This window comes from Streptomyces sp. NPDC006487 (assembly GCF_042870555.1).
Taxonomy (GTDB): Bacteria; Actinomycetota; Actinomycetes; order Streptomycetales; family Streptomycetaceae; genus Streptomyces.
Map to the genome: position 1 here is coordinate 182,905 of NZ_JBIAHN010000002.1, position 13,807 is coordinate 196,711.

Genomic DNA, 13,807 nt, shown 5'->3' on the forward strand with positions numbered 1-13,807 from the left:
CGGTGTGAGTCCTCAGGTCGGCATCAGGCCGCTCTGGTACGAAATCGCCACCGCTTGGGCTCGGTCGCGGGCGTCGAGCTTGGCCAGGATCCGCTTCACGTGGGTCTTGACGGTGGATTCCGCGAGGGAAAGCAGCTCTGCGATCTCGGTGTTGGACAGGCCGTGGGCGACCTGCCGCAGCACTTCGCGCTCACGGGCGGTGAGTCGCTCCAGGCGGGCGTCGGGCGGTGCCCGCAGGTCCCCTGAACACCTGGGTGCGGGCTGGGCTGCGAGCCTGGTCAGGATGTCGCGGGTGACGGCCGGATCCAGCACGGCCTGGCCGGCCGCGACGGTCCGTACGGCGTCGATGAGGCGTTCGGGGGAGGCGCGTTTGAGGAGGAAGCCGCTCGCGCCTGCCCGGATCGCACTCCACACGTATTCATCGTGGTGGAACGTCGTCAGAACCAGCACCCGGGTCGGCAGACCGGCGGCCACGATCCGCCGGGTTGCCTCGACCCCGTCGATACCGGGCATCCGTACGTCCATCAGGACGACGTCGGGGACGAGCTCGTGGCACAGGCGGACGGCCTGGACGCCGTCCGCTGCCCGCCCGGCCACCTCCAGGCCGTCCTCGGTCCCGAGGATCAGCTCGAGGCCGGCCTGGAGCAGGGCGTCGTCGTCGGCCACCACGATTCTGATCCGGCGCTCGTGGTCGGCCGCTCCTTCGGCCTGCCAGGTCATCGAACCGGGAGCGAGACGTGCAGGCGGAACCCGCCCTGCTCGCCCTGCCCGTGCTCGAGCCTGCCGCCCAGGACCGACACGCGTTCGGCGATGCCGAGCAGACCTCGTCCGGGCTCGTAGCCGTTGCCCGCGCCCTGGCCGTCGTCGCTGACCTCGATGTCGAGCCGGTCCCCCACCCGGCGGACGGTCACGTCGGCGGACCCGGCCCGGGCGTGCTTGACCGTGTTGGTGAGCGCCTCCTGCACGATCCGGTACGCCGACATGTCGATGCTGCTGGGGAGTTCGTCCCGGCCCGGATCCACCTGTGCCGCCACGCTGACCCCGGCCTGCGCCATCCGTTCCGTGAGACGGGTCAGGTCGCCGAGCCTCGGCCGGTATCCGGTCGGCTCGGTGCGGCGCAACAGGCCCAGGACCCGGTCGAGTTCCTCCAGCGCATCGCGGCCGGACTCTTCCAGTTGCCCGAGCACCTCGCGGGCGCGCTCCGGGTCACGGTCGAGCAGGCGCCGGGTGGCGCCCGCCTGAATCAGCATCACATTGACGGTGTGGCCGACGAGGTCGTGCAGCTCACGCGCCATCCGGGCGCGCTCCCCCGCGATCACCTCCTCGCGAAACCGGAGCTGAGTCGCGTCGCGCTCCTCCAGGCGCCGCGCGGCGCCGAAGCCGATGGCCCAGACGAGGAGCCACAGGAAGAGCACCCCGGCAGGCACCACGGACCAGACGTCGCGTTCCTGCTGTCCGGTGAAGTAGGCGATCATGCCGAGGAACGCGGCGAACGGACCGGTCCAGGCCCGCGTGCGACTCGCGTGCAGGCCGAGGGAGTACAGGCCGATCAGGTTCGCGTACGGGGAGAGCGGGTTCTCCAGACCCCACAGCGCTTCGACGGACAGGGCCGCGGTACCCACCAGGTACGAGGCCAGCGGCGCGGTCCTGCGGAAGGCCAGCGGTCCGGCGACCGCCGCGGCGAACACGACGGCGCGCGTCGTGCCCGGGCCAGGCCCTGCGGCCGGCGCCAATCGCTCGACGAGCATGACGGCGAGGAAGACCGCGGCGAGTGCGGCGTCCGCGGCGACGGGGTGGGCGAGCAGTGGCCCGCCCGTCGGCAGCCGCCACGGACGGGGCGGCCACCACGTGCTCAGGTGGTTCGCGGGTCGGCGCATCGCTGCCAGGTCCTTCCAGCCGCGGGGCGGGCTCCGGAAGCCGGCTGTCCCCGTTCGCCCGTTTGCCCTGTTGCCCGCACGTTAGCCGGGGACCGCGGGGTGCGCATCGTCCCTGTGGGGTACGCCGCCCCGGACGGCCACCCCCACAGGGGTCCACCGGGTGCCCCCGGCAGGGGACGCGGCCGAGACGGCTCTCTTCCTAGCGTGGCGAGCACGAACCGCACCCGCTCCTGGAGGACCCGTGAACCGCTCATCGGCAGTGTCGCAATGGCATCGCCCACTCATGCTGAACTCCGCGCTGATGTATGCCATTTCGCTGCTCTGCGCCGTCGCCGCGCTGATCGACGACCGTCAACTCCTCGGTGACTCAGTCTGGTTCAAACCGATGAAGTTCGGCCTGGCCTTCGGCATCTATGGCGTCACGCTCGCCTGGCTCCTGAGCAGGCTCGACAAGGGGAGACGGCTGGGCTGGTGGACCGGCAGCGTCATCGCGGTCGCCGGGATGATCGACGTCTGCGCCGTCGTATACGCCGCCGCCCACGGCACGTACAGCCACTTCAACGAGAACACCGACGCCGTCGCCCGGAGTGTCGCCGCGGCCTTCTCGATCGGCGTCATGCCGCTCCTCGTGGCGACCCTGATCATCGCGGCACTGGTGCTGCTCCAGTCCGGCACCGACCGGGCACTCACCGTCGCCCTGGGCGCGGGGCTCACGCTCGCTGCCGCCGGCATGGCCGTGGCCGTCTGGCTCAGCACCCGCTCCAGTGGGCCCCGTGCGGTCCAGGACGCGGCCGGAAACCCGGTCGTGCTGAGCGGCGCTCACGGGATCGGCGATCCCGACGGGCGGGGGATGCCGCTCACCGGCTGGAGCCTGACCGGCGGAGACCTCCGCGTACCCCACATGGTCAGCATGCACGCCATCCACGTCCTGCTGCTGGTCATCGCAGTGATGCACGTGTACGGGACCCTCTTGCGCCAACGGCTCGACGACGGGGTCAGGACCCTGATCGTCGGCGCCGTCGCGTGCTGGTACACGGGGTTGTTCGCCGTGCTCACCTGGCAGGCGCGGCGCGGCCAGTCCGTGGCGCACCCGGACCGGCAGACGCTGATCGCCCTCGCCGCGGTGACGCTGCTGACCCTCGCCTTCACCGCTCTCGGCATCGCCCTCACCACGCGGCGTGCACGGCGTGCACGGCAAGCTTGATCCGCCGGTCGGCAAGCTGTGTCCCCCCGCCGAGCTCAACGGAAACCCTGTACGTCCTGGACACCACGCCGCGGGTCTGGGAGGCGACGCGGTCGATTCGGCCGGGCGCCACTACGAGGCCAAGGCCCGCGGACCGGCAGTGCCGGGCGAGCTGTCCCCGACCCGCGCGGAGCGCATACGGGCATGATCGGAAGGCACGAAGCCCACTCACCCAAGGAGAGGGGAATCTCCGTTGGGCGAGCACTTTAGTGCCAGCGCCGGTAGATGCTGTCGTTGCTTGCGAGAGTGCAGACGTCGCCACCCTTTCCCTTCCCAAGATTCATCTTCGGATGTGAATCGCATCCAAGAGCGATGGCGAGCCTGATGGGAATCTCACCCCGATGTCGCGGCCTACTCGAAACTGCCAACGACAGGACGCTAGCCGCCCTTCGCGAGGGTGTGAGGCGGAGGTCGTGCGCTCGTTTATCCGCTAGAACCCGCGCCTCCCGGCCGAATAGGGCCGGCCCGCTTGCTGCCTGCCTGCCTGCCTGACCTGCAATCACGTTGGCGACAGGCACGCCCGTAACCTAGTGTTACCGGGATGAGCTCCCGATACGCCGCCCCCGACGAACCAGCCGAATTGACCGTCCGCTGCCAGGACGACCATTCCGTGTCTGTGAAGTTCTGCGACCTCTTCGACGAGGACGAAGACCTCGCGCACTACGCCATCGAGGTCTGCGCGGCCGGTCTGAACGCTCGCCTGGACGGCCTGCCGACCTGGAACTGGGGCGGCGACCTGGCTCCATTTCTGGAGAAGCTCACCGAGGACTTCCGGGGCTGGGACGGAGAGCGGGTCTGGCAGACCATCGACCGAGATCTCACGGTCAGAGCAGTCTTCCGCTCGGGCGGCCATGTCGGGCTGACCTGGACACTGCGTCCGTGGCAAATGTCCGTCGGCAGTTGGGAGGCATCCGTCACCACCTGGCTGGAAGCCGGCGAGCAGATGTCCGCTCTCGCAACCGATGTCCGGCACTTCCTCGGCCAGGAGGCAGGTCATCACGGCTGACATGCAGCTCGTCTGGACCCTCAACGGGCGCGGATGGGCCGACTGCACCATCACCGACCATCAGGCGGAGGCCGAGGTCACCGCCTCATCCATCTCCACGGCACCCGAGGACCTGCTGACGGCGATGGCCCGCCTCGTCACCGGTGAAGCGGAGGTGCGCGTGCAGTTCGAGGCGGAACCCACCGCGTTCCGCTGGATCCTTTACCGCGAGGGCACCGACCTGTGGATTCGTGTGCTGGAACTTGCCGACGGCAGCAAGCACGACAACGCCGGAATCGAAATCTGGTCGAGCCTGCAAAACATTGACAGTGCGGTCCGTGCTGTCGTCCGCTGCTTCGACGGGGTCGCGCAGAAGTACGGAGTGAGCGGATATCGCGGCAAGTGGGGCGAGCATTTCCCCCGCAGCGAACTCGAAGCCCTCAGAAAGGCCTGGCACAACAGCCGGCACATGGAGAACACCTGAGCGTCTGCGTAGGCGAGATACGGCTCTGGTTCCACTTCTTGTGACTCACGACAGAGCGTCACGCCTTGCGAGTGCACAGCATGGCGCGAGACGTGGACGGGTGACGTGAGCGTGTCCTGGCGAATGACCGGGGAGCCTGCGGAGAAATCCTGAACGCGGCCGGAGACAGCTCCGAGGTCCATCGCCGCACCGATGAAGTCAGCCCCCGCCGACGGCTTGCCCCTCGCCGACCTGGCGATCGTGAGTGGCCGGGGCCCGGCCTCGGGGCCGCGGCTGTGCGTCCTAGGGGTGGTAGAGCTCCTTGGCCCGGGCGGACTCGATGGGCTCGTCCTGGCGCAAGTACAGGAAGTAGTCCAGTTGCCACGCCTGTGCATGGTCGGCCTGGCGGTTGGTGGTGGTCACCCAAGGTGGGTAGACGCGGAAGGCCCTTTTCCCGCCGGAGCCGTTCTCCGACACGACGCCGTGTCGGCGGAGCGCGTCCATGGGAAAGACGAACTGGCCGAAGTGGTGATCGTCGCGACTGCTGATGACGAAGAGGTCGACGGGATCCGTGGCGGCGTAGGGCTGGATGGGGCCGGCCGGGGACCTCTTCCAGACGGTGACGAACTGGCCGACCTTCGTGGGGGTCGTCTTGGCGGCACGGAATCGGATGGCGAGGCCGTCCAGGGTGAATTCGTGGGCGGCGTACTCGGCACTCTCGCCCTCAGGGACCGGCTGTGAGCAGGTGAACCCGCAGGGGTCATAGACAAGGGCCTTCGCCGCAAGGAGATCGCTGTGAGCCTGGGTGGTGTCCGACCACGGTGTGAGGGCGGTGGGGAGGTGGTACGGGGGCTTGCGGGTCGTCGGCATTCGTTCACCCTTTCACGGGTGCTTGGACCAGGTCGACGACGTACGTTCCGACGGAGGCGGTCATCCCGTGGCGTCTGCCACGAACAGCGCGCTGTCGTCGGGGGCCAGGTCCCTGGCCGCGCACCGCCGTCGGGTTGGATGGCCCCGTGGTGAGACGACCCAAGACGAAGAGGAAGAGCCCTACCGTGGGCATACCGAAGGAGATCGTCCTGCTGACCGTTGGAGAGGGCGTGTGGCGCTACACGTTCATCGCCGACGAAGCGGGCGGCCTCGGCGGATGCGGCAGAGTGCCCGTGCGCTCCGATGCGACCGTTGAGGACGCTCAGGCCATGATATTCAGGCAGCTGGCCGATCTCACCCGCACACTTCACGGTGTTGAGATCGATGTCGCCTGGTCCGCTCAGGCCCCCGATTCATGGGTGGGGCATGTCCGGCACGGCCAGGGCCGGCCGCTGCCGTCACCCGATGCCTGAAGGTCACCCGATGCCCGAGGGCCGAGGGCCGCGGGAGGTCCGGAGCGATACGGCGGTGACCACTCATGCGCAGAGCGGATGTCAGTGGGGCTCCGGGTTTGTCCGTTGCCGGAAGGCTCGCCGGCTCCTCCTTGAGGGAGGCGGCCCGCACGATCCACCACCCCGTCCCGTGGGATGTCTTCGTCATGAGCGGGGGCCGAACGTGGACAGCGCAGCAGGATGGCCCCTCCGGTCAGGACTCCGGGCCGGGCGTTAGCCTCGGCAGATGATTCCTGCTCGTCCTCTCAAGGTCGTAACCCGTCACCGTGACGGGCAGATCCTTGCCTACGTGATGGACTCCGACAGGTTCGGGAGGCTGGAGCCCGCGGCTGTGTTCCGGCCGCGGGCCGGCGACGAGGTCGTGGAGTCGGTGGTCCGGCCCGATCTGGAGCGAGTCGTGTACACGACGCCGAACGGGGTCGTCTGCCTCACGCGCACCGGTGACCTGGTGTGGGCGTCGGACTTCGAGCCGCACTCCGACGTACGCCATGGCCACCGGCCCGGCTGCGCGCTGTCCTTGGACGGCCGGACGGTGTGGGCCTACCGGCCTGACGCGATGGCAGGACGCGGGGGCGGAGACCAGTGGGTCGTGTACGACGCCGATGGCGGGACGGTCCTCGCCCGCCTGGAGCTGGAGACGGTCGGGCACGGCGCCGGCCACCACGTGCACCCCGTGGACGGCAGCATCTACCTCGACATCGGTGAGGGCCAAGACGGCTCGGTCGTGCTTCGCGGCACGGCCGGGGCCTGCGGTGAGGTCGACTTCGTTCCGTACCCGTGGTCGGACCGCTGCCTGATCGGCCTGGCGCCGGGCGGGGAGCAGTTCATGACCGTCGACCACGGGCAGGCGGACGTCGCATTCCACAACCACCCGAGCGGCGACGTCCTCTTCGCTCTCCCTGTCGAGGCCTTCGGGTACGACCCGGAGGACACCTTCGTGGAATGGAGCGGCGGCTACCTGACCCGGGACTCGGCTGTGGTCACCCTCGGCGGTGAGACCGAGGACGGGGAGGAGTGGTTCCGCCACCACCTGATCGACGTGCGCACGGGCGCGATCAGCGGCGTGATGCCCGTGGAAGCGGCCCACGCCTACGACCTGGTGCCTCTCGGGGACGGCTCGTGGCTCACGGACGGACCCGTCCGCTGGTCCGGTGATTCTCTGCGGCCCGTACCCGTACCCGTACCGGCGCTCGGCGAGATGGCCTCCCTTCACGAGGGCGGGGACACCGCGCCTCGCTCGGCAGCAGACGAAAACACCTTGGCCGCCCAGTAGTCGAGATGCGACGATGCCGCTGTTCCACGGTGGAGGTTCGTTGTTCGTTTTCGTGTGCGCGGGGTGCGGTGCCGAGTTGACCGCCCCGCTGTCCCGGGTCCATCTTCCGGCTCACGCCCATCAGACGTACGGAAACGGGGCTCAGCTCCCGGTGCTCATGCAGTCCGGGAGCTACGCCGTCGAGCCGGAGCCCTGGGGGCCACCGTGGCGCAAGTGGGAAGAGGTCGATCCGGACGAAGCGGCCGCACGCGGTGTCTACGCCCGCGTCCACGCCCTGTCCGGCGGGGCGCCGGGCGCGATCGTCATCGCGCCGAGAGACGTCCGCGGAACCCGGCTGATCCCCGAGCAGCGCGGGGGTGCCTGCTGCGGTATCGACGGGGCCGACGGCCCGAACATGGCCTGTGAGGCATGTGGCCTGCTCGTGGCGACAAGGATCGACGACTGTTCGCTCTGGCAGGCGGTGTGGCTGGCCCCCAACGCCGTGCATCGCCTGCCAGTCGAGGGCACCGCCACCACCGAACCGCTCTCCTGGAAGGAACTCACGGAGCAAACGGAAGGCACGGCCCCGCTCGAGCCGATCGCCACGTGGGCAGGACCATGGAGCGGGTCGAGCCACTACTGGTCATGGAGCCCGCGATGGGAGGCGGCTGCCGGCCGGGCGCTCGCCCACCTCCTGGCGGCTTCCGAGGGACATCCCGTGACGGTCCCGAAAGGCCTGACCGAGGAAGTGTTCCAACGAGCCCTCGACGCCCTGCTTCCCGCGGGGCTGCCGGAGCGGCACGCCGTCCTTGCCGGGCCCGGGCTGCCTGCCCCCGACCCGGGTGCCGGCATCCTCCTCGTGCCGGTCCATCCGCAGACGGGTCAGATCTGGACGCCCGCTGGTCCGGCCACATCGGCATACCCGGTCCCGTTGGAGTTCGGGGTGTGGCTCTGGCTGGCCTTCCCCACGCCTCACCTCCCTGTCCCCATGGCGGGCCGCGTACCGGAGGACGTCCTGCGCGACGAACCGCTTCCGCCGCGCCCTGGATACCTCTTCCGCGCCGACAGGAAAACGTTCCTGCACACCCTGGTCCGATTGCCGGAGGTCCGTGGTGCGTGGCTCCGTGAGATCGTCGAGGATCTCGCGCGGCACAGGCGCATGGACATCTTTTAGGACCTCTCCGAGCCACCTCCCGTGGGGCGGACCTTCCCCTGCCACGGCAACTCCGGCCCGCCCCTGGGTCCGTCGCCGAGCAGGTGGGCGTGGACGGACGACGGTGAGGGGCCATCGGGCGATCGTTGAGCTGGGCACCGCGAGGCGGTCCCTTGGCTGAGGGAGAGCCGCCTGTGCCGCAGCCGGCCTGATGCGTTTGCGTCGGCTCCTCAGTGCCGTATCTCTTTGGCCTCGTATCCTTCGAGTCCTGCCGTGACGAGGGCGGGGACGAGGGCGTGCAGGTACCAGGCGAGGTCGGTGGACTCCGGCGCCGCCGGGATGCGCCGGCGGTCGATGGTGGGCGAGAACGAGGCTTCCGTGCGGCCGGGCATGAACATGAGCATCCCGCCGGTCCCCGCCTCCGGGTGGTAGAGGTTCACGGCCACGGTGTACGGCAGGTTCCCGGGCGCGTCCAGCCGTGCCAGCACCTCGCCGATGTCGCCGGGGGAACTGCCGTACCACTCGTACATGTCATCCACGTCGTTGATCATGTAGGTGACGCTTCCGACCGGGACCTCCGCCGACCAGCCCATCCCGGTGACGGCGTCCAAGACCGCGCGCACGGTGGTCGGACACGTGAAGGTGAAGTCGATGTCGGCGTCTCTCGATCCCACGGGGCCTCCGGCGGTCTGAGCGTGGCCCCGGATCCTCGCGCGTGGAGCGCACCGCAGTCGAGCCGTTTTCCGCGCTACCCCAACGACCCGCGCACGCGCACACGCCTCATCACGACCGGCCCCGGTCCGCTACCGGCAGTGACCCGACCTGGTCTGGACGGCGGCGATTGGCATCGGGCGTCTGAAGGTGGGGATGTCGTAGGGGTCGCCTAGGGTCCTGTCTCATGACGACACTGATGATCGACGCAGGCCCGGTCTCACCGGATGCCCCGGTCACCCGGACCGGTGGCATACCGCTGGCCCCTCCCGGGACCGAGTGGCCTTGTTGTTCTTCATGTGCCGGTCCGATGCAGTTCCTGGCCCAGGTGGTCCTGGACGGCGTCGGCGGCATCGCTCGGGAGGGGACGGAGGCGGAGGAGACGCAGGAGATGGGCGCCGGTCGCGGGATCCTCGCCCTGTTCGCCTGCCAGAACGACCCCGGCATGTGTGACGACTGGGATCCGGGCTCCGGTGGGAACCGGGCACTCCTCTTTCCGCCCGCGGGGCTTCGACCGCTGCCACCGCCCCCGCTCGGCGAGGACGTCGACGAGGGCGTGGTGACCCTCAGCACGGTCCGCTCGATCACCCTGGAACCGGGGAAGGAAGCGGACTACGGCCGAGCCCGCGACGCTTGGGCCGAGACGTCGGGCCGGCCGAAGGCCGACGTACTCGGGCAGCTCGGCGGAGTGCCCGCGTGGCTCCAGGGGGACGAGACTCCGTCATGCCCCTCATGCGATCGCCGGCTGCCCTTGATCGTTCAGCTTGAGGAAGGCCCCGCTCACAGCACGTCGATGAACTTCGGCGGCGGCGGCAGCGCGTACGCCTTCGCCTGCGAGCCCTGCACTCACGCGGTTTTCCTTTGGCAGTGCTGAATGAGGAGGCCGTCATGAGGAGGCTGTCATGAGGAGGCTGTCATAGGGGTTCCGGCGTTACGCGTCAGCAAGCCGGAGCGAGCAGGAAGAGGAGTCGTATGCGCCAAAGCCGCGTGCTGGAGTTCAGGGCGATGTAGGTGGTCCGCCGGCGCTCGATCTCCGTCCTGCGTTCCTCGTCCTGGCGCGTGATCTCGGCGGCCCGCTGCTGCAGGGTGAACTCCTGCAGCCGGGTCCGCGCGCTGACCCAGGCGGTCGTGATCGGGGCCAGGAGCGTGCCGGCCACACCCACGACGGCCACGAGCACGGCGATCATCTCTGCCTTCATGCTTCCTCCCAGCGTTGGAAGACGGTCCAGCTGGTGCTGCTGCGATCGCGTGCCCGGTCCGCCTCATGGTCTGCCCCCGCAGTCACGCTGATCGGCCTGTGCACCGCCGACGCTACGGGACCCACCGACCTTGCCCATAGCCCCCGCGCGACTCCAACGCCGTTCGCACGGAGGCGACTTCGGAGAGCGGGAAGCGGTGGCCGCAAGCACGGCCTCACCGGCGCGGAGTGGAACGCGGGCGGCTACCAGGACGCCGACATCGTGCGCGTCCCCGCCGGCTTCCCGGCCGCGCTCCCCACCACCTGACCTTCGGGCCCCTGACCGGCCACCGACAGCACCAAGGGCCCTGCCGATCGCCAGGGACCCTTTCCCCATGCCGTCTCGCCTCGCATCGCCGCGGCGTAGCCGCCCCGCTGCTCCTTGGATGACCTTCCTCCCGTCCGGCGCGGCGCCTTCGTGATGTCAGGAGGTGTGCTTCAGGTGGCGGACCAGCCACATCAGCATGGGGTCCAGGTCGGCGGCGGCCGAGAGGACCCGGTCGACCGCCTCGGAGGTGTGCAGCCACTCCTCGCAGCCGAGGGGGCGGGCGGCGATCAGGGAACGGTGGCGCAGCAGGTCCGTACGGGAGTGGTCCGTCGGGTAGCCGCGCGGAGGACGTTTCATCACGTCCCCGGAGACGTCGTAACCCTTCTTCCGCACGTCCTCCACGATGGCGGACAGTTCTCGGCCGCTCCCTTCGGAGGCCACGGCCTTGCGGAACCTGTCCACCTGGCCGGGATCGGGGTACCACCAGGCCCCTTGGATCCGCAGGCCGTCCAGGGCGAACCGGAGACCGATCTCGATCTTGCGGTCGAGCCGGATCACCGCGCTCTGGTTCTGCCACCACCAGGAGTCGGTGCGGTAGTGCCAGACGGAGAAGTCCTCGTATCGGGAGTCGGCGTCCGCGACCTCGTTGAGCAGGTCGATCATCGGCTGCCGGACCAGTTGTTCGCGGTCAGCGCGACAGCGCTCGCGGGTCGCGTGGGTCGGTTCGCCCTGGAGCTGGCACAACACGTCCATGGCCTGCTCAGGCCATCCGGTGAACTGTCCGCTCATGCGGGCAGATTAGCTCACCGACCTGCTCCTTCCCCGCTGTGCCGCAGAGCGGGGTGGTTGCGTGCTGTCTGCTGCCGGCTGTCGGCTGTCTGCCGTGGCAAGGCGAGCTTCGGCGGCATTGTCAGTGCCGGGCAGGATGATCGCCTACATGACCGAAAACAACGCCCTGCTTTCCCCTTCCGCCTACACGGAGGCCGTGGCCGCCGCCGTGACGGCTTCGGCCGCGTACTACGGAGACGGGACCACCCCGCTCGGTGACGACGAGTACGACGGGCTGCTGCGCGCCATCGCGGCCTACGAGGAGGCCCACCCGGACGAGGTGCTCGCCCAGTCGCCGACCGGGAAGGTGGCGGGCGGGGCGGTGCAGGGTGACGTGCCGCACTCGGTGCCGATGCTCTCCCTCGACAACGTCTTCGACGCCGACGAGCTCACCGAATGGGCCGCAGGTCTGGAACGGCGTCTCGGGCACCCTGTGGCCGGATGGTGTGTGGAGCCGAAGCTCGACGGCCTCGCGATCGCCGCCCGGTACCGGGGTGGCAAGCTCGTTCAGGTCCTCACCCGCGGCGACGGCCTGGCCGGCGAGGACATCACCCACGCCGCCGAAGCCGTCCTCGGTCTGCCGCCGCTCCTCACCCGGCCGATCGACGTCGAGCTGCGCGGCGAGGTGCTGCTGACGACCGCGCAGTTCGAGGAGGCCAACCGGATCCGGCTCGCCCACGAGGCCACGCCCTTCGCGCACCCGCGCAGCGGAGCGGCCGGCACCCTGCGGGCCAAAGACCGCCCCTACCGGATCGAGTTGACCTTCTTCGCCTACAGCGCGGTCGGCCTGGACGACCTCGGCCACCTCGCCCTGCTGGAGAACCTGGCCGCGCTCGGCGCGAACACGGCCGCCGGCACGGCCGCCGCCCCGATGCGATGCGAAACCGTGGAGCAGGTCCAGGAACGCATCGACGTGATCGCCGGCCTGCGCGCAGACCTGCCGTTCGGGATCGACGGCGTCGTCGTCAAGGCCGACACGGCCGAGGACCAGCGTCAAGCGGGCAACGGCTCGCGCGCCCCGAGGTGGGCGGTGGCCCGGAAACTGGCGGCCGAACACAAGGTGACGCGCCTGCTGGCGGTGGAGTGGAACGTCGGCCGGACCGGGATCATCGCCCCGCGCGCCGTCCTGGAGCCCGTGGTCATCGACGGGGTGACGGTCACCTACGCCACGCTTCACAATCCGTCCGACATCACCCGTCGCGGCCTCATGATCGGTGACCAGGTGTTCGTCTACCGCGCCGGCGACGTGATCCCCCGGGTCGAGGCACCGCTGGCCGACCAGCGCACCGGCGCAGAGAGCCCGATCGTCTTCCCCGAGGTGTGCCCCCGCTGTGGCGACGCGATCGACACCTCCGAGCAGCGGTGGCGGTGCGTGCGCGGCCGCAGCTGTCAGGCCGTGGCCTCGGTGATCTACGCGGCCGGCCGCGACCAGCTCGACATCGAGGGTCTCGGCGGCACGCGCGCGATCCAGCTGGTGGAGGCCGGTCTGGTCAAGGACGTCGCCGATCTGTTCACGCTGACCCGCGAGCAGCTCCTCGGTCTGGAGCGGATGGGCGAGACCAGCGCCGCCAACCTCCTGGCCGCGATCGAGACCGCCCGCGGGGCCGCATTGAGCCGCGTGTTCTGTGCCCTCGGTGTCCGCGGCACCGGGCGTACGATGTCCCGCCGGATCGCCGCGCACTTCGGGTCGATGGCCGCGATCCGGGCTGCCGACGCGGACGTGCTGGCCGGGGTCGACGGCATCGGCACCGAGAAGGCCCGCGTCATCGCGGCCGAACTCGTCGAACTCGCCCCGCTCCTCGACAAGCTCCAGGCTCAGCAGGTCGGCACGCAGGTCACCGAGCCGCAGCAGCCCGCAACCGGCGCGAACGAAGGCACGGACGGCGGCGAGGACTCGGCGGGCGGCCCGCTGGCGGGCCAGGCCGTCGTGGTGACCGGCTCCATGACCGGCCCCCTGGCGGTGCTGTCCCGGAACGAGATGAACGAACTGATCGAGCGGGCCGGCGGAAAGGCGTCTTCGTCCGTGTCCAAGCGCACCACGCTCCTGGTAGCGGGCGAGAAGGCCGGCTCCAAGCGCACCAAGGCGGAAGAACTCGGCATCCGCATCCTCGACCCCGAGGAGTTCGCCGCCCTCGTCGCCGACCTCCTCCCCACCACCTAGCCATCGCCGCCCGCAAGCCCGGCCGCCACGGGCGGATCCGAGGGTCGGGCGTCGACTCAACCGGCGACCCGAGGTAACGGCGGATGCGGTGCGGCGGGCCATGCGCCGGCCCTCGAACATGGACCGTGCGCCGCGTCCCTGCGAGGACGCGCACCGGACGTTCGAGGCGGAGCCGCTGCGTCAGGCCGAGGCCGGGTGGTGGCCGTTCGGGGTACCGGCAATACGCTGCGGGGGGGCGTACTGGCAG

The 13,807-nt window shown here is 69.9% G+C and carries 14 protein-coding genes; 8 read left to right on the top strand and 6 right to left on the bottom strand.

All coding sequences use genetic code 11. The features are described 5' to 3' along the window. Positions 1-12: 12 nt before the first annotated feature. Both ACFYM0_RS03585 and ACFYM0_RS03590 read right to left on the bottom strand, forming a co-directional pair. The gene (locus ACFYM0_RS03585) at positions 13-720 is read right to left on the bottom strand and encodes a response regulator (protein WP_388496103.1); all 708 of its coding nucleotides are present in this window, start codon (positions 718-720) and stop codon (positions 13-15) included. Then, positions 717-1,877, bottom strand: coding sequence for a sensor histidine kinase (locus ACFYM0_RS03590; protein WP_388496105.1), 1,161 nt, complete (start codon positions 1,875-1,877; stop codon positions 717-719). Before ACFYM0_RS03590 ends, ACFYM0_RS03585 begins: the two co-directional genes overlap by 4 nt. Before the next feature lie 283 nt (positions 1,878-2,160). On the opposite strand from ACFYM0_RS03590, the gene ACFYM0_RS03595 reads away from it, so the two are divergent. The 3 genes from ACFYM0_RS03595 to ACFYM0_RS03605 all read left to right on the top strand — a co-directional run bounded on the left by ACFYM0_RS03595 (position 2,161) and on the right by ACFYM0_RS03605 (position 4,589). Further along, positions 2,161-3,081, top strand: coding sequence for a hypothetical protein (locus ACFYM0_RS03595; protein WP_388496107.1), 921 nt, complete (start codon positions 2,161-2,163; stop codon positions 3,079-3,081). 580 nt (positions 3,082-3,661) lie between these two features. Further along, a complete protein-coding gene (locus ACFYM0_RS03600; protein ID WP_388496109.1) occupies positions 3,662-4,126 on the top strand; it encodes a DUF6228 family protein in 465 nt (154 codons plus the stop codon). A gap of 1 nt (position 4,127) precedes the next feature. Beyond that, a complete protein-coding gene (locus tag ACFYM0_RS03605) occupies positions 4,128-4,589 on the top strand; it encodes a hypothetical protein (RefSeq protein ID WP_388496111.1) in 462 nt (153 codons plus the stop codon). A 282-nt stretch (positions 4,590-4,871) separates the two neighbouring features. On the opposite strand, the gene ACFYM0_RS03610 is transcribed toward ACFYM0_RS03605, so the two are convergent. Further along, entirely contained in the window at positions 4,872-5,438 is a 567-nt protein-coding gene (locus ACFYM0_RS03610; RefSeq protein WP_388496113.1) for a MepB family protein, read from the bottom strand. 185 nt (positions 5,439-5,623) lie between these two features. Here ACFYM0_RS03610 and ACFYM0_RS03615 point away from each other — a divergent pair, with 185 nt between their 5' ends. The 3 genes from ACFYM0_RS03615 (at position 5,624) to ACFYM0_RS03625 (ending at position 8,376) form a co-directional block, all read left to right on the top strand. After that, positions 5,624-5,911: a hypothetical protein gene (locus ACFYM0_RS03615; RefSeq protein ID WP_388496115.1), complete on the top strand. Its 288-nt coding sequence runs from the start codon at positions 5,624-5,626 to the stop codon at positions 5,909-5,911. A gap of 265 nt (positions 5,912-6,176) precedes the next feature. Then, on the top strand, positions 6,177-7,223 hold the full coding sequence (locus ACFYM0_RS03620) for a hypothetical protein (protein WP_388496117.1): 1,047 nt from the start codon (positions 6,177-6,179) through the stop codon (positions 7,221-7,223). 40 nt (positions 7,224-7,263) lie between these two features. Then, the gene (locus ACFYM0_RS03625; protein WP_388496119.1) at positions 7,264-8,376 is read left to right on the top strand and encodes a hypothetical protein; all 1,113 of its coding nucleotides are present in this window, start codon (positions 7,264-7,266) and stop codon (positions 8,374-8,376) included. A gap of 209 nt (positions 8,377-8,585) precedes the next feature. Here ACFYM0_RS03625 and ACFYM0_RS03630 read toward each other — a convergent pair whose 3' ends face one another. Further along, positions 8,586-9,029 (bottom strand): hypothetical protein, encoded by a 444-nt coding sequence (locus tag ACFYM0_RS03630; RefSeq protein WP_388496121.1) that lies wholly within the window; start codon positions 9,027-9,029, stop codon positions 8,586-8,588. Between the two features lie 224 nt (positions 9,030-9,253). Between ACFYM0_RS03630 and ACFYM0_RS03635 the strand changes: the two genes are divergently transcribed. Continuing rightward, positions 9,254-9,940 (top strand): hypothetical protein, encoded by a 687-nt coding sequence (locus ACFYM0_RS03635; RefSeq protein WP_388496123.1) that lies wholly within the window; start codon positions 9,254-9,256, stop codon positions 9,938-9,940. A 64-nt stretch (positions 9,941-10,004) separates the two neighbouring features. Here the strand turns inward: ACFYM0_RS03635 and ACFYM0_RS03640 are convergent, their stop codons facing one another. Both ACFYM0_RS03640 and ACFYM0_RS03645 read right to left on the bottom strand, forming a co-directional pair. Then, positions 10,005-10,265 carry a hypothetical protein gene (locus ACFYM0_RS03640; protein ID WP_388496124.1) on the bottom strand — a complete coding sequence of 87 codons (261 nt, stop codon included), beginning with the start codon at positions 10,263-10,265 and terminating at the stop codon, positions 10,005-10,007. Between the two features lie 462 nt (positions 10,266-10,727). After that, a complete protein-coding gene (locus tag ACFYM0_RS03645) occupies positions 10,728-11,360 on the bottom strand; it encodes a DUF2461 family protein (RefSeq protein WP_388496126.1) in 633 nt (210 codons plus the stop codon). Positions 11,361-11,508: 148 nt separating this feature from the next. Between ACFYM0_RS03645 and ligA the strand changes: the two genes are divergently transcribed. Beyond that, positions 11,509-13,560: an NAD-dependent DNA ligase LigA gene (gene ligA, locus ACFYM0_RS03650; protein ID WP_388496127.1), complete on the top strand. Its 2,052-nt coding sequence runs from the start codon at positions 11,509-11,511 to the stop codon at positions 13,558-13,560. Positions 13,561-13,807 lie beyond the last annotated feature (247 nt).